At 39.7% G+C, this 15,763-nt stretch carries 16 protein-coding genes and 1 riboswitch; of the genes, 7 read left to right on the top strand and 9 right to left on the bottom strand.

Going from position 1 to position 15,763, the window contains the following annotated elements; all coding sequences use genetic code 11:
* The first annotated feature begins 50 nt into the window (after positions 1 to 50).
* From IV512_RS06610 to IV512_RS06600, 3 genes are read left to right on the top strand one after another with little or no spacing between them, the layout of a single operon-like run.
* Positions 51 to 614, top strand: a complete 564-nt coding sequence (locus tag IV512_RS06610; RefSeq protein WP_209401769.1) for a DNA-3-methyladenine glycosylase I — start codon at positions 51 to 53, stop codon at positions 612 to 614.
* A 12-nt stretch (positions 615 to 626) separates the two neighbouring features.
* Positions 627 to 1,223 (top strand): hypothetical protein, encoded by a 597-nt coding sequence (locus IV512_RS06605; RefSeq protein ID WP_245224688.1) that lies wholly within the window; start codon positions 627 to 629, stop codon positions 1,221 to 1,223.
* On the top strand, positions 1,210 to 1,890 hold the full coding sequence (locus IV512_RS06600; RefSeq protein WP_245224687.1) for a DUF2490 domain-containing protein: 681 nt from the start codon (positions 1,210 to 1,212) through the stop codon (positions 1,888 to 1,890). Before IV512_RS06605 ends, IV512_RS06600 begins: the two co-directional genes overlap by 14 nt.
* Here IV512_RS06600 and aat read toward each other — a convergent pair.
* The 3 genes from aat to IV512_RS06585 all read right to left on the bottom strand — a co-directional run bounded on the left by aat (position 1,861) and on the right by IV512_RS06585 (position 4,000).
* Entirely contained in the window at positions 1,861 to 2,514 is a 654-nt protein-coding gene (aat, locus tag IV512_RS06595; protein ID WP_209401765.1) for a leucyl/phenylalanyl-tRNA--protein transferase, read from the bottom strand. The two genes, IV512_RS06600 and aat, sit on opposite strands and share 30 nt — an antisense overlap.
* Positions 2,515 to 2,612: 98 nt before the next feature.
* Complete coding sequence (locus tag IV512_RS06590; protein ID WP_209401763.1) at positions 2,613 to 2,990, bottom strand: DUF3127 domain-containing protein; 378 nt, start codon at positions 2,988 to 2,990, stop codon at positions 2,613 to 2,615.
* Between the two features lie 125 nt (positions 2,991 to 3,115).
* Positions 3,116 to 4,000, bottom strand: a complete 885-nt coding sequence (locus IV512_RS06585; RefSeq protein WP_371743265.1) for a flavin reductase family protein — start codon at positions 3,998 to 4,000, stop codon at positions 3,116 to 3,118.
* Between the two features lie 150 nt (positions 4,001 to 4,150).
* On the opposite strand from IV512_RS06585, the gene IV512_RS06580 reads away from it, so the two are divergent.
* Positions 4,151 to 5,311, top strand: coding sequence for a PAS domain-containing sensor histidine kinase (locus IV512_RS06580; RefSeq protein WP_209401761.1), 1,161 nt, complete (start codon positions 4,151 to 4,153; stop codon positions 5,309 to 5,311).
* Between the two features lie 10 nt (positions 5,312 to 5,321).
* Positions 5,322 to 5,675 (top strand): hypothetical protein, encoded by a 354-nt coding sequence (locus IV512_RS06575; protein WP_209401760.1) that lies wholly within the window; start codon positions 5,322 to 5,324, stop codon positions 5,673 to 5,675.
* A 12-nt stretch (positions 5,676 to 5,687) separates the two neighbouring features.
* On the opposite strand, the gene IV512_RS06570 is transcribed toward IV512_RS06575, so the two are convergent.
* Together IV512_RS06570 and greA are read right to left on the bottom strand one after the other, a co-directional pair.
* Positions 5,688 to 6,077: an HIT family protein gene (locus tag IV512_RS06570; RefSeq protein WP_209401758.1), complete on the bottom strand. Its 390-nt coding sequence runs from the start codon at positions 6,075 to 6,077 to the stop codon at positions 5,688 to 5,690.
* A gap of 23 nt (positions 6,078 to 6,100) precedes the next feature.
* The gene (gene greA, locus IV512_RS06565; RefSeq protein WP_100870021.1) at positions 6,101 to 6,577 is read right to left on the bottom strand and encodes a transcription elongation factor GreA; all 477 of its coding nucleotides are present in this window, start codon (positions 6,575 to 6,577) and stop codon (positions 6,101 to 6,103) included.
* A gap of 331 nt (positions 6,578 to 6,908) precedes the next feature.
* On the opposite strand from greA, the gene IV512_RS06560 reads away from it, so the two are divergent.
* Complete coding sequence (locus IV512_RS06560; protein ID WP_209401756.1) at positions 6,909 to 7,346, top strand: hypothetical protein; 438 nt, start codon at positions 6,909 to 6,911, stop codon at positions 7,344 to 7,346.
* A gap of 7 nt (positions 7,347 to 7,353) precedes the next feature.
* Here IV512_RS06560 and IV512_RS06555 read toward each other — a convergent pair whose 3' ends face one another.
* The 3 genes from IV512_RS06555 to IV512_RS06545 form a co-directional block, all read right to left on the bottom strand.
* Complete coding sequence (locus IV512_RS06555; RefSeq protein WP_209401754.1) at positions 7,354 to 8,013, bottom strand: hydrolase; 660 nt, start codon at positions 8,011 to 8,013, stop codon at positions 7,354 to 7,356.
* Between the two features lie 73 nt (positions 8,014 to 8,086).
* A complete protein-coding gene (locus IV512_RS06550; RefSeq protein ID WP_209401753.1) occupies positions 8,087 to 9,073 on the bottom strand; it encodes a Gfo/Idh/MocA family protein in 987 nt (328 codons plus the stop codon).
* Positions 9,074 to 9,258: 185 nt separating this feature from the next.
* Entirely contained in the window at positions 9,259 to 11,541 is a 2,283-nt protein-coding gene (locus tag IV512_RS06545) for a TonB-dependent receptor (protein WP_209401751.1), read from the bottom strand.
* 92 nt (positions 11,542 to 11,633) lie between these two features.
* A riboswitch (TPP riboswitch) is annotated at positions 11,634 to 11,728 on the bottom strand.
* Positions 11,729 to 11,872: 144 nt separating this feature from the next.
* On the opposite strand from IV512_RS06545, the gene IV512_RS06540 reads away from it, so the two are divergent.
* The gene (locus IV512_RS06540; RefSeq protein WP_209401749.1) at positions 11,873 to 14,359 is read left to right on the top strand and encodes an ATP-binding protein; all 2,487 of its coding nucleotides are present in this window, start codon (positions 11,873 to 11,875) and stop codon (positions 14,357 to 14,359) included.
* Here the strand turns inward: IV512_RS06540 and IV512_RS06535 are convergent.
* Entirely contained in the window at positions 14,334 to 15,722 is a 1,389-nt protein-coding gene (locus IV512_RS06535; RefSeq protein ID WP_209401747.1) for a sigma-54 dependent transcriptional regulator, read from the bottom strand. The two genes, IV512_RS06540 and IV512_RS06535, sit on opposite strands and share 26 nt — an antisense overlap.
* Positions 15,723 to 15,763 lie beyond the last annotated feature (41 nt).

Genomic DNA, 15,763 nt, shown 5'->3' with positions numbered 1-15,763 from the left:
CTTATTGTATCTTTTTCGATTACTATATCTTTAGTTTTAAAATCATTAAGATGGATAAACACAGATGTGGTTGGTGCATTGGCGATGAACTCTACGAAGCCTATCATGATGAAGAATGGGGCCTACCAGTGAAAGACGATTCGACCTTGTTCGAGTTTTTATTGTTGGAATCTTTTCAAGCGGGCTTAAGCTGGATAACCATTTTAAGAAAAAGGGAAAGCTTTCGGGAAGCCTTTGATCAATTCGATTATCAAAAAATTGCGGCATACGACCAGGCCAAGAAAGATAGGCTCTTACAAAATGCCGGAATTATAAGAAACAGATTAAAGATTAATTCTGCAGTCAGCAACGCCCAAGCCTTCATGAAAATTCAAGATGATTATGGTAGCTTTAGTAGTTACATATGGTCTTTCGTTGACCATAAACCTATTAAAAATGAGGTGGTAAATTATAAAGAGGCACCTGCGACTACGGTTATTTCAGATGCTATAAGCAAAGATTTAAAAAAGAAAGGCTTTAAGTTTGTGGGCAGTACTATTGTTTATGCCTTTATGCAAGCTACCGGAATGGTCAATGACCACGAAACGACCTGTTTTAGATACAACGAAGTTTGAAATGAATATATTATGAGTTTAAAAAAAAGATACCTCACCGTTTTACCATGCATTCTTTTTCTTTTTTATGGTCAAGTGATTCTGGGCCAGAATAAATACGAAAGAGAGTATAGAATCAAGAAATCGCAATTTCCAAAAGCGGCCCTAGATTACATTTCAGATAAAATCGAAGACACTAGACGCTTACGATTCTACAAAGAGACCGACAGCACTAAGATTAGCTATGAGGCCAAATTCAAAAAAGACCGGCTTCGGTATAGTGTAGAATTCGATGAAGACGGAACTCTAGAGGATATTGAAATTTTAATCAAAGAAGTAGATATACCAAATGACTCCTACGCCCAAATCTCAAAATATCTCGACGCACAATTCAGCAAATATCGTATTAGGCGCATGCAACAGCAATATCCGGTAGGTGAAGATGATATTGAGACTACGATAAGAAATGCCTTTCAGAATCTAATGCTGCCCAATATAAATTATGAATTTATCGTTTCGGGCAAAAAGAAGAATGGCTATGAGCAATTTGAAATATTATTTGACTCGCAAGGCAATTTTGTAAACCTAAGAAAATCGTTACCCCCTAATTATGACCATGTACTTTATTAAGAAATGCGTTGTAATTCTTTTCTTCTTATTGGCATGCGCAACCCATGGTCAAGATAATTTCACCTTCTATATAGAACCGGCAATTTCTTTAAATTACGACGTTGCTACCAACTACACCCATAATTTTGAAATTGCCAATCGAAGTTATATTTATGATGAAGATGTAGCACTTAGTGTTCGCCAATTAGAAATAGCCCATTTCTCAAAGCTTGAAATTGGTTTTGATCAAAGTATTGCATTCGGTATCAAATACCGATTTAGAGAAGCTTTTGAAAGTGACGAGGAAAATGAATTAAGACTCACGCAACAATACAACTTCACTAAGCGTGACGGAAATGCCCGTATAGGTAATCGAATAAGACTCGAACAGCGCATAAGGCCATCTATCACTATACACCGTCTTAGGTATCGCTTGGCATTCGACACCCCCTTAAATGGCGAACAATTAGATGTAGGTGAGGCCTATTTTGTGGCTTCAACCGAGGCATTATTGAGCCTGGCCAAAGCGAGTAAACCTGAATTTGACCAACGTTTCACCTCTCAAATTGGGTGGTTATTGAACCCTGAGACCAAACTTCAAACAGGTATCGAATATCGGTTTGAAAATTACGGTCAGAAAACAGAGAATGTATTGTTCTTATTGGCCGGCCTGGTCTTTTCTATGTAGTATTTCAATAAACTCTTGCCTAGGCATTTCCTTAGCACCCAAACTTGCCAGGTGGTCGGTATACAATTGACAATCAATTAAGCGGTATTGCTTTCGCTCCATTTCTTGAGCCATTTTGATAAAAGCGAATTTAGAGGCATTGCTTACCGTACTGAACATGCTCTCGCCACAAAAAACATGGCCTAGGTCAATTCCATAAAGTCCACCTACCAAGAGCCCATTTTGCCATACCTCATATGATTGGGCAAGCCCGTTCTCATGTAAAGCGATGTAAGCCTTTTGCATCTCACTAGTTATCCAAGTACCTTCTTGCCCTTTTCTTTTGATATGGGAACACTTTTCAATAACCTTATCGAAACAGGTATTTTTGGTCAACCGGAAATTCTCGTTTTTAATCACTTTTCGCATACTCTTCGAAATTCGAACCTCACTAGGTATCAAAACCATTCGAGGGTTGGGACTCCACCATAGAATCAAGGAACCCTCATTGAACCACGGAAAAATTCCATTGCGGTAAGAAAGTGCTAATCTAGCAGGTGAAAGGTCTCCACCGACGGCCAATAAGCCTTCATCATTAGCAAGATTTACAGGAGGAAATTCAAGCTTATCGGTAACGAAAAACATGGGTTGTTATTTGCCTTAAAAATACATTTATGGTGCTTATAAAAAAACCTGCAAGCTTAATGGCCTGCAGGTTTTTATTCCCTTTAGAATGTTTTTTTTTAAAAAGGTAGATCGTCGTGATCTTCTTCATTCAAGTCATCAGCCGGAGCGAAGGCTTCCGCTGGTGGCACCGGAGGCATTTGACCGCCACTTGGCTCTTGTTGAAGGCTTTCTATACGCCAACCTTGAATCGAGTTAAAGTATTTTACTTCACCCTGAGGGTTAGTCCATTCCCTTCCGCGAAGGTTGATGCTGATCTTCACATCTTGCCCTACCTTATAATTGTTCAACAAATCTGTCTTGTCTTGAACAAACTCTATCATTATATGTTGCGGGTATTGTTCTTCTGTGGTAACTACCACTTCACGTTTTCTAAAACCGTTATTTCCGAAGGTCTGTGTTTCTCCTACTAGCTTAATTTTACCTTGTACTTCCATGACTATGAATTATATGTTAACTGAAACTATATTACGGTTTAAAAGTAAAATTTAAAGCACGATCCACCTAACAAAAATCAGATAAGTTATCATTGATCATAAACAGGTTTTGCACCGTAAAATTTTCATTGCGCCAATAGAACTTTCCAAGCGGAAAGCACATCATTTTGTTGCAAATACTCTTGCGCCCGACGTTCAAGTGGTTCTCGCTCTCCACCACTGATCAATGTTCGAACTTCCATATTGGAAGCCACAAAATCATTTACTTCACTTGTATCGGGAATTCGCTCTACGTTACCTAAAAGACCCAAATCGTTACCGGTCAAAACCTTGCTCGCCCTAATATGACCTGGCATACTGTCTATACCCACGCCCAGTTTAGACAAGGGTTTTGGCACTTCAAACAACCCTTTATTGGCCCTGCTGTACCAATTGCCACCCATTCGGGCAACTTGATCAATCTTTAGCTGATCGATATTTCCGTTTTCATCAAGAATATTTCTGTCTATATGAATCTTTACTACCTCTGAAAAAATAAGGTTACCTGCCCCACCATCTTTGCCCAAAGCCTCGACCTTGGTTACTTTACATTCAAATTGCACGGGAGATTCCCCTACACGATACGGCTTTACCAAATCTGATTTTACCATGGTTAGCCCTGCCTTTTTAAACTCATTTTCGCCTTTACCATATTCGGTACTCGACAGTGACATCTGTTGTACCATATCATAATTAACGATATTGATCACTACTTCCATCGTCAAGAGTACATTTTGCAACGTATGCTTGGTGGAGTTGTTTCTCACCCTTCTTGCCGGTGAAAAAATTAAGATAGGGGGATTGCTACCAAACACATTGAAAAAACTAAAAGGAGCCAAATTCGGCCTTCCCTTTTCATCGACTGTGCTAGCGAACGCAATAGGCCTTGGCCCAATAGCACCTAATAAATAACCGTGCAATTCACCCGTAGAAACCGTTTCGGGAAGCACTGAAATCATTTCTTTATCCATAAGCCTAAAGATACATATTTTAGTACCGTTTCGTGAAAGGAGCGGGTACCACCACATACCAATTTGCCAGCATTTGCGTTATATTTGACGAGAACCTTGTTGAAGAAGCACCTACCATGTTCAAAAGGGCCTTAAAAGACAATTCGCTCAATGAACTTTAATCCTCAAAAGAAGACTAGCAATTTGATATTATTACTATCATCTTTTGTTATTGTCAGCTTAATTCTTTGGAACACCAATAGTTTTTTTAAGAAGTTCAAGGAAGAAGAGCGCCTAAAAATGGAGATTTGGGCAACTGCTCAATCGGAATTTCAGCAATCATCGGAAGATGCCGATTTGGGCAACCTTCATCTCAAAGTATTTCAGAACAACACCTCTACCCCGATGATTTTGGTAAACAAAGACGGCTCGATAAAGACCAATAATATGTCTGCCGAAAAGATTACCGACACCCTATTTATTCAAAGGCGAATCAAAAAATTCAGAAGTGAAAACACCCCAATATCAATTGACCAACAAGGGGAACATTTAGCAACGCTTTACTATGGAAATTCTGAGGTATTGAACAAGTTAAAATATTACCCCGTAGCCCTGCTTCTTATTATATTTCTTTTTGCGGCCGTAATTTTCTTTTTCTTTAAGACCAACAAGGCTTCAGAACAAAATAAACTCTGGGCGGGCATGGCAAAAGAAACCGCACATCAAATCGGAACACCTCTTTCGTCTCTTTTAGGTTGGAACGAGCTTTTAAAAACGGAAGACATCAACCCAGAAATAACCAAAGAGATACAGAAAGATATCTCACGTTTGGAAACCATTACAGAACGGTTCTCTAAAATTGGCTCGCTTCCGAAGCTAGATGCTTTAGACATTGTAGAACAGACCAAAGAAGCGTATGAATACCTTAAGCTAAGAAGTTCTGACCTGATCCATTTTTCGTTCAGCAGTCAAATAGAACAGGCATCAGTGCTTTTGAACCCTTCGTTATATCACTGGACCATCGAAAATTTGGTCAAAAATGGTATCGATGCCATGAAAGGGAAGGGTAATATCGGAGTTAAAATCTTTTCCGATGGAAAGCACGTACATATTCAAGTTTCCGATACGGGGCACGGTATTGCTAAAAGTGATTTTCAGACCATTTTTAACCCTGGCGTTACTTCTAAAAAAAGAGGTTGGGGCTTGGGTCTTTCGTTGGTCAAGCGTATCGTAGAAGAATATCATAAAGGAAAAATAAAAGTACTTACATCTAACAAAGAAGGTACGATTATGCAGATTACTTTGCGCGTAATGGAAGCTCAAGCAGCATAAAACTATTAAAATGGCGAAGGAAAAATTAGTAGCAATAAAAGAAGCAGACCTCACGAACAACTGTCCGGAATGTTTTAATCAAGACCTTAAGCTATCTTTTTATCAAAAACACTCTTACACTAAACTTGCACATAGAACCACCAACATTATCACACATCAACTAGTCTGCAACAAATGTGGAAGTACTATCTACCCCGTTAGCTGGACGGACGATATTGAAAGAACGTTCGAATATTACCAGAAGATGGTAGAACCCAAACCTAGCGCGCTAAGTCTCACGTCTTTATTTTGGGTTCTGATTTTGGTATTGATTGTAATTGTAGGCGGTGGCATCTACCTACTTCTTCAACAACAGGTTTTTTGATTTTATAATCAACTAAAGTCTTGCACGAATAGCCTCGGCAGTAGCTTCAAACTCATCTTTACTTAGAGAAGCCTTCTTTTGAAAAGTAGCATCTTGCATATCATTGAGTGGAATCAAATGTACGTGCACATGTGGCACTTCAAGACCAATAACGGTCATACCTACACGTTTGCAGTCAATTGCGGCTTCGATGGCCAAACCGACTTTTCTCGAGAAAGCCATAAGCCCTGCATAGGTTTCCTCATCTAGATCCATAATTTTGTCCACCTCTTTTTTGGGCACACATAAGGTATGCCCTTTAGCATTCGGGTTAATATCCAAGAATGCAAAATAGTTATCGTCTTCAGCTATTTTGTAACAAGGTATTTCACCTTCTATGATTTTCGTGAATATAGATGCCATAAGGTTTTGTAATCTAGTGTTTACTAATTTCTCGTAATTTCAAGAATATCGAATTTCATAGTACCATTAGGCACATTGATTTCAGCAGTGTCGCCTACCTTTTTGCCTAAAAGCCCTTTTCCGATAGGTGAGCTTACGGAAATTTTACCCGCTTTTAAATTGGCCTCACTTTCGGCTACCAAGGTATATTTCATTTCCATACCGTTGGTTTGATTCTTCAATTTTACGGTAGAAAGAATCAATACTTTAGAAGTATCTAATTGCGATTCATCGATTAAACGGGCGTTAGCCAAGGTAGCTTCCATTTTAGAAATTTTCATTTCTAAAAGACCTTGGGCTTCTTTGGCCGCATCGTATTCCGCATTTTCAGAAAGGTCACCTTTATCCCGTGCTTCTGCAATAGCCTGAGAAGCCTTAGGCCTTTCTACATCTTTTAATTGATTTAGCTCGTCTCTCAAATTTTTCAAGCCCTCTGCAGTATAGTAAGATATATTGCTCATAATAATTTCATTTTATACATAAAGTTCTCGCCAATTACGCTATCCGTAGAATTCGAAATAATTAAAGATTCACTAAAAACGTACAGTAAATCGCAGAGCGAGAAAACAAATGATGATTCTCAAAACCATTTGTACCGTAAAGTAACCTACGCGCTCTTGAAATTAATCTCGACTTCATGGCCGCTCAAATGGCAGAACCCATAAAAGTAATAAATAAGAAAAATCCTCTACTTACACCGAGATTAGGTCGGCTTTTTTAGAGAGGATTTAACGCAAATATACATAATTTTTGTTCAATTTTGTTGTAATATATTGAAATTGAATTAGTGATATGCCCCGATTTTTGTGTGTTCTGCTTTTAGTTGGTTTGCTCTCGTGCGATAATGATCGGGGAGAACGCAATCCGTTTTTACAGGAAATCGGTTTTCGATTTGACATGAACCTCAACCTACCCCTCTATAGTCCATTAACGAATTTGGGCAATGCAGTTTATGTTCCGAATCCGGGGGTTGGCATCAAGGGAATTTTTGTAATCAAATCAAATTTTGACCAGTATCGTGCCTTTGAGGCCAGTTGCCCCAACCACATACCCAATGAATGTTCTACGATGGAGTTAGACGGACAAATAGTGACCTGTTCGTGCGAAGACTATGAATACTATCTTTTTACCGGTCAACAAAAAGATAGACCAGACGACGGCAGCCGATATTATAACCTGCTTGAATACAGAGCTACACAAAGTGGTAACATAGTAATTGTAACCAATTAGAACATATTTATTCATTACGATACTTCTCCATAGTCGTTTTAAAAAGGTCGCCGGTAGAAGGTGGCGTGTACGATATGGCATTCGCCCCTGAAAGAATAGCCTGCCGAATGGTTTCATCGGTTTTGCCCCCAGTGGCTATAATCGCCACTTGGTCATTGATATCTCGAATTCGCTTCACTATATCGGCGGTGTTAACCGCTCCAGAGACATTAAAAATATCAACTCCGGCATTCAATCGACCCTTGAAGTCATCCTTTTCGGAGACCACGGTCACGGTAACCGGAATATCTATTTTGTCTTTTAGGCGTTTTATCAGATCGTTGGGAGCGGGCTTGTTCAAGACTACCCCGAGCGCCCCTTGAAATTCAGCATGGCTTGCGAGCTCTACGGAACGGTCGCCAGTGGTTATACCGCCTCCAACCCCACAAAAAATAGGTTTATCGGCAGCTAAAATCAAGGCTTGGGAGATTGCAGGCTGCGGAGTAAAAGGATATACGGCGATGATAGCATTCGCATTCGTATTTCGAATAATGGCCACGTCGGTACTGAATAGAAAAGATTTCAGCAGTTGACCAAAAACCCGAATGCCCGAACAGCTGTTAATTACTTCCGGTATCGCTACAATGTTCTTTCGAAGCTTGCTCCCAAACTCGGGTATTTTTTCCATAGCAGTTCTTATACCACCTATTGCACTATAAGCAGGTATACTAAAAGTAGTACAGAAAAAGACACGGAAGGTCTTAAATATTACCCAAAATTTTGTCCATCACCCAACTTGTATGGAGTGCTGTCTTACCGGTAGACGGATGCTTTTCGCCACCGAACAAATCTTCTTTCATACTGGCTACATGATGCTCTTGTACATGCTTGGGGTGTTCGATAAATTCTCTCGTTTCCCCATCTTGATTTTGAAGTACGATGTCTTCTTCTTCAAAAATGGCAAAGCTGATTTTACCTTTACTGCCGAAAATCTCGACAATATCTTCTCTACGGTCGCAACCAAAATTCCATGTTCCTTCACCGGTAACCCCATTTTGATGCCGCCAAGTACCCGTAATGGCATCTTTGGCCGAATAGAGCCCTTGTTGGTTGAGGGAAATACCAAAAACCTCTTTATAATCTCCCAATAGGTAAGCGAACAGGTCAAGTCCGTGACTTGCCAAATCATCAAAATACCCGCCGGGGGCTACCTTAGCATCGGTACGCCAATTGTGCTCTCCGCTTAAATCTACCTCACTAGGGGGCTTACTCAAAAACCAACGTACATGGCGTACTTCACCGATAGCATTATTTTCAAGCCATTCCTTAACTTTCCAAAAACGGGGTAAATTTCTTCGGTAGTAAGCCACAAACAATGGCAATTTCTTTTTCTCGAACGCTTCATATACCGCCAAACTATCTTCATAACTAGGGGCCAAAGGTTTTTCGATACAACAAGGCTTACCTGCCTCAGCTACCTTAAGTGCGTAGAGTTTATGACTATCGGGAGGAGTAGCGATATATACGGCATCGACCTCAGCATCGGCAATAAGTTCATCGGCATCGGAGTAGTGCTTCGCTATATTGTGCCTTCGGGCATAGTCTGCCGCTTTTTCAGCATTACGGCGCATTACGGCCACTATTTCGAAACCCTCGGTCTGTTGATAGGCAGGACCACTTTTTACTTCGGTAACGTCTCCGCAACCAATAATGCCCCAGCGAATGGTTTTTTGATCGGTATTTTCCATTAGATTTATCAGTTAAGTTGAACTCTTTAATGAATATCTATTACTTAAGTATTCAAATGAAAGAAAGCTAAAGTTAAGAGTTTTGAGAATTTTATTTCGCTGAAGCGTTGAATCTAATGAAATAATATTTATAAAAAAGCCACCAACCTCAAGGTCAGTGGCTCCAATTAATACTATAATACTTTCTAGAAAAGTACGGTAGCACCCAATAAAAAATTTGTCCCCGCTTGTGGGTAGTACCCCGCACCCTCAATGGTCTGAACAGTGCCAGATGAATCATCATCATAGGTATAGAAATACCCATTCGAAATGATATCGGCATCGAATAAATTGTTCACCAACCCAGAAAAAGTAATACTCTCTAAAATACTGTCAAATTCAATGGTATACTGAACATTGAAATCGGATTGGGAGTAAGCATCTAATTTCGAACCTTCAGCATCTATATTACCCATATATTGTTCTCCTACATACTTGGTCAAAAATGACACCTGAAAGTTATCAAGCGGAGTATAAGTAAGTCGATTGCCAAAAATAATATTCGGAGAATACGCAATATTGGTATTGCCTAGATCTTGCAACTCTCCGTCTCTTTGAAAGACAAAATCTACATTTTTATTAGTACTCAATGCGATATTCGGGCTTATTTGAAAAGATTCGCCCAAAAGAATAGTAGCATCTAGCTCTAGCCCTGCTCTATAACTATCACCAACATTCGCCCGTAACGGAGCACCTACGTCATTTAACTCACCGGTCAACACCAATTGGTCTTTATAGCGCATATAGTATGTATTTGCGTTCAATCGGAATTTCGGAGAAACATAGCGCCACCCCAATTCAAAATCGTTCAACCGTTCGGGTTTGGGATTTCCACTTTCATAATCGTTACGATTAGGTTCACGGTTAGCCACTGCATAGCTGAAGTAAAAATTATTATTACTGTTAAGGTCAAATACAATACCTCCTTTTGGGTTGAAGAAACGAAAGGTATCATCTACCAATCCGGTTTCATCACCATTGGCCGTATAACCTACCCTTCGGTATTGTAAATCTCCGAAAAGGCTCCATTTTTCATCTAAACTATAGTTCGCCTTAGCGTAAAGGTTAAAGTCGCTCTTGTTCGAATCGTTGTCGTAGTATTTATCTCTGATATTGCTTTTTGATGCATATCGTGCCCAGATGACCTCACCAAAATGAGCCCCTTGATACGAGTTCCATCCTCCACCTAAAATCAGGTTCAATCTATCTTTGTTATAGTTTGCGGAAAACACTGTGCCGTAGAATTCGTTATCGAGCCACCTTCTGCGCACCAAATCGGTAGTATTCTGAGTTTCGCCATCGACCATGAAGGTTTCAAACCCGTAGGTAGCAAAATCGTCATCTTCACGAAACTGTTCAAAATATCCTCGGCCATTGGTAAAATGAAAAGCTATATTGGTACTCCATGTATCTGAAAGTTGTTGGTTCCATAAGAGTTGGGCATGATCTTGACGATAATTATCCTCTTCTTTATCATAGAACTGACGGTTACCATCATCATCAAAATATACCCCTGAGACGTTAAATGTTCTATTCTCATTTATATTTGGATTAGCACCTAAAGCCTCTACAAAGGGGGCTTCAAAACCATACCACGATTGATATGTAATTTCGTGCCCTCCAAAAATGATGGCTTTTAGCAAGGTATTATCATCTTTATATGCGGCCTGCAAAAAATAGGATTCAAGCTCGCAAGATGCCCTGTCGATATACCCATCGGAGGTAATTCGCGACAATCTACCTGAAATTTCAACATGGTCGTTCAACAAGCCTGTACTGAATTTGATATTGTTACGAAGTGTATTAAAGCTGCCAATTGAAGATGAAATTTGACCATAGGCATCTTCGGCAATAGCATCGGTCAATAGATTTAAGCTGGCTCCGAAAGCACCCGCACCGTTGGTGGATGTACCGACCCCACGTTGAAGCTGTAAACTTTCGGTCGAAGATGCGAAATCGGGCATATTTACCCAAAAGGTACCATGTGACTCTGCATCATTATAAGGTATTCCATTAATCGTCACGTTTACCCGAGTGGCATCGCTTCCACGAACACGAATACCCGTGTACCCCACACCAGCTCCTGCATCTGAGGTAGTGACCACTGCAGGCAAGTAATTCATTAAAACAGGAATGTCTTGCCCTAAATTTCTTGGGGCAATCTCTTCTTTTCGTAGGTTGCTAAAGGTTACAGGCGATTCTTTGTTCACTCTTACGGCCTGTACAAACACCTCGTCCAACACCACTTTAGTACCTTCGAGCGAATCTGTTGGTTGTTGGTCTTGTGCAGAAAGGGTGAAGATTTGTACGGACAAGGCCGCAGTAGTAAGGAGATTTTTGAATCGGCCCTTTTGATTTTTCAAGAAATGAATTGAACAACCGGCCAAACCAGTGCTCTTAGAATTGAAAATGGTAAAATGAAGTTTCATTCGTACTAAAAAATTAGACACGAATAAAAGGGGCCATTATTCTAAAGTTAAACATGATTTTTTGGTTTCATAGAAACCATTGGAAATTCCAAATAGCGACTTTATCGCGTCCCTTGGCAGCATTATCCGCCCAGGTTCATTGGGTATAATCTCAGCCCGTTAATACAAGCACCCCTTTGAGACGCGGCAAATATAGTTGCGACTCCTCTAATTTCATAACAAAATTTTCAAAATCTCATAACCCCATTTAGTATCAAACAATTAACGCTTCGTTATAAACCCTATTGGCTTTATATACGTATTTTTATTGATGCTTTTTTAAAAATGAACTATGACGAGCGAATCAGGGAGATCTAAGAACAAATTCACCTTAAAAATTGTTGCGAGTTATTTGGTTTTGGCTCTTCTTACCGCTGGAGTCGGCTATTTTATATACACTGAGATACAGACCTATATTTCTACCGAAACCAACGACAATAATGATGAAAAGCTACTCAAGACCAGCTCTTTGGCAACTAATCTTTACGAAGCGGAAAGCCTCTCTAAATTGGCCATTCAAAATGGCAACCAGCTATCTTTTGAGGCCTACTCCAATAAAATCGATTCGATTCAAATCGAAATAGACACCCTTAAACAATTAATGCTTGGGGAGGAACCAAAAAACCTGTTGGACAGTCTTCAGGTGCTTTTGAATGAAAAAGTAGCCAACAACAGTGAGCTTAAAAAACTTAAAATACGCAGTTCAAATAATAATTCATTAGACAAAGCCTTAAAAGAGTTCGATAAAATAGAGGAGTCTTTAGGAAAATTTTCCGCTGAAAATCTTTTTACGGAATATGATAAGGTATCGCCCGAGGTACAAAAATGGCTGCGTGATTATGCCGAACTTTTTAGTAGCAATGCGCCCAAAGATCAAGATGCCACTCAAAATGCGGCTTATGTCGATTCAATTTTGAACGTTTCGAAAAACATGATTAGAAAGGCCAAGCTGGCCGATAGTCGTTCGCAGCGTTCATTGGCACAGAAAGAGATAGAAATGAGTAGAAACGACCTTGAACTCTCTCAACAGCTTCGCAACATCATCGCGGCCTTTGAACAAGAGGTCATGGTCAGTAGTTACAACAATAGCCTTAAGAAAAGAGAAACTTTAAGACGAACCACCCGTATTGCCGGTTTGGCCGCTTTATTAGGTTTCTTTATCGTAGCCATCTTTTCATTTTTGATAACGAGAGATTATTGGAAGGTTCAAACTTATAGGGTTCGATTGGAGAAGGAGAAAAAGTTCTCGGAATCTCTTTTAAGAAGTAGAGAACAATTAATTTCTACCGTAAGTCATGACCTACGCACCCCGCTCAATACTATTGGCGGGTATTCAGAACTATTGGAGAGCACCAATTTGTCACAGAAACAAATGGGCTACATTGCCAATGTAAAGTCTGCTTTAGAATATGTCGGCAATTTGGTGAACGACCTACTTGATTTCTCAAAATTAGAAGCGGGTAAACTGAATGTCGAGAAAGTGCCGTTTATACCTGCCAACCTTATTCAAGAAACTGCCGAAAACCTACAGGAAATTCATAAAAAAAAGGGTTTACGATTGGTATTGAACATAGACCCACAACTCGAACAGACTGTATTGGGCGACCCTTTTAGAATTCGCCAAATACTTACCAATTTACTAGGCAATGCTTTTAAATTCACTGAAGAAGGTCATGTGAAAGTAGATGCCGTAGTAGAAAAAGGCAAAGGTAAGGCGATAATTGCCAAGATAGCCGTGTCTGACACCGGAATAGGTATTGCCAAAGAGAAGCAGCACTTAATTTTTAAAGAATTTACGCAAGCGGAAAAGAGTACCGAGAAAAAGTTCGGTGGTTACGGGTTAGGGCTTACCATTTCAAAAAAGCTAGCGGAACTGCTGAAAGGTAAATTGACATTGGAAAGCAACTTGGGAAAAGGAAGCACCTTCAGTCTTCAATTGCCCTTAGAAATCACCAAGGCCGTAGAAGAGAAAGATAAAGAGATGCCCTATATGGCACCCAAATTACGCATGCTTATCATAGATGATGATACGGCACTGCTTCACATGCTTAGAGAATTGGCCGAAAGTATGGGCATAACAGCACATACGTATACAAACTTTCTCTCCATAGAAAAAGATTCACATCTCGCTTATGATATCGTGTTAACCGATATACAAATGCCGCAGGTTACCGGTTTTGAAGTTCTTAAGAAACTACAATCAGGAAAATATAAGCACTACAAAAACCAGCCGATCATTGCCATGACGGGTCGTAGAGACCTCGGCCCGGAAGCATACATAGGCGTAGGCTTTACCCAAGTACTTCAAAAGCCTTTTTCGAAAGGTGAGCTCGTAGCCACGTTAAAACTTATGGGCATCGAAGCCGAAAAGGAAGTGCCAAAAGTTGAAACATCAGAACCTGTAGATGTGAAAATTACTTCAACCCTTTATAGTTTAGATATTATTCATTCATTTTTGGGCACTAACGAAGATGCAATTTATGATGTATTGCAAACCTTCTTAAGGGATACGGATACCAATATGGCTCTACTTGAAGAAACGGTAAAGTACAAAGACTACAAACAGGTAAACCAAGTGGCCCACCGAATGCTACCGATGTTCAGACAGCTTAAGGTTGCGCAAAGCGTGTCGATTTTAGAAAAAATGGAATTGGCTACTTCAGATAAAATTGAAGAGAATACCCTTGACCAATGGTTTTATCAATTAAAAAAGGAAGTAACGCTACTCATCTCAGAACTGGAAGAGCGATTGGCTACAAGTCCAAATTATAGTGGTTGATTTTATTGTAAAGCGTTTTTCGGGTCACCTGTAATAACTTGGCCGCTTTCGACTTGTTGAAATTGGTCTTCTTTAAGGCCTTTATAATCCGTTCTTTTTCAAATTCAGATTTCGAAAAGCCATCGGCCACCGATACTTTTTCCTGGGGCTGTAATACTTCTTTCGGTAAAGCAGAAACTTCGACCTCGTCACCAACGGTCAATAGTACCGCACGCTTAATAACGTTTTGAAGTTCTCGTAAATTACCCGGCCAGTGGTATTGCTGAAAGGCCTCCCAAACTTCCTTTGAAAAACCTTGTACGTTCTTGTCAAGATTTATATTTGCTTTATTAAGAAAGTTCTCTGCAAAGAGCATCAAATCTTCAAACCGGTCTTCTAATGAAGGTATTTCAATAGAAAATTCATTCAAACGATGATAAAGATCTTCCCTAAATGTGCCTTTTTCCACAACATCGGTTAAATCTTCATTGGTTGCCGTAATTATACGAACATCTACTTCTATTTCTTTGGTACTACCGACTCTTTTGATTTTCCTTTCCTGTAAAGCTCTTAATAATTGAATCTGATTTTCGTAGCTCAAGTTTCCGACTTCATCTAAGAAAAGAGTTCCCTTATTGGCAGCCTCAAAATTACCTACTTTGTCTTCAACCGCCCCTGTAAAGCTTCCTTTGATATGGCCAAAAAACTCACTGGTTGCCAATTCTTTCGGAATAGCACCGCAATCAACGGCTACAAAATTAAAATCTTTTCTTTTGCTATTATCATGAATCGCCCTTGCCGTGACCTCTTTTCCCGTGCCACTTTCCCCAGTAATCAAAACAGACATGTCGGTCGGTGCTACAAGTTTAATATAGTCTTCGAGTTTTTTTGAGGCTTCACTGATTCCCTTTACAATTTTAGACCCTTTTTTTAAGGTATTGGAGGTAATGGTATCAGTCTCTGAGGCAACCACCGTATCAGAATCTTCGTGAAGTTCTTCAGCAATGATGTTTGTCGCAGAAGCTTCTACTTTTAGGGCATTATCCAACACCATTACGATTTCGTCGGGGGTAAAGGGCTTAGAAATATAATCGAAGGCACCTTTTTTCATCGCATTGACCGCCGAACCAACTTCGGCATAACCGGTCATAACGATTACTTGAGTTTTAGGATTTACCTGTTTGATATCAGTTAATAACTGTATACCATCATAATCTGGCAAACGTAAATCGGTAAGTATGAGGTCGAAAGTATTTTTCTCTATCTTGAGTTTTGCATCGGGGGCCGTAAAACTAGTCTCAACTTCGTAACCACGCTTGGTCAAAAACTTTTGCAACATTTGGCAAAAGGCAGCATCATCTTCAATTATCAAAAGGTTTGGCATACAGAAAATATAGATTCTATTTCTATTTACGTAAAAATAAC

Origin of the sequence: Pseudozobellia sp. WGM2 (assembly GCF_017810075.1) — a bacterium.
In the GTDB taxonomy this organism is placed as follows: Bacteria; Bacteroidota; Bacteroidia; order Flavobacteriales; family Flavobacteriaceae; genus JADNYK01.
Note: the sequence above shows the minus strand (reverse complement) of the source record. Positions and strands in the feature narration are given on the sequence as shown.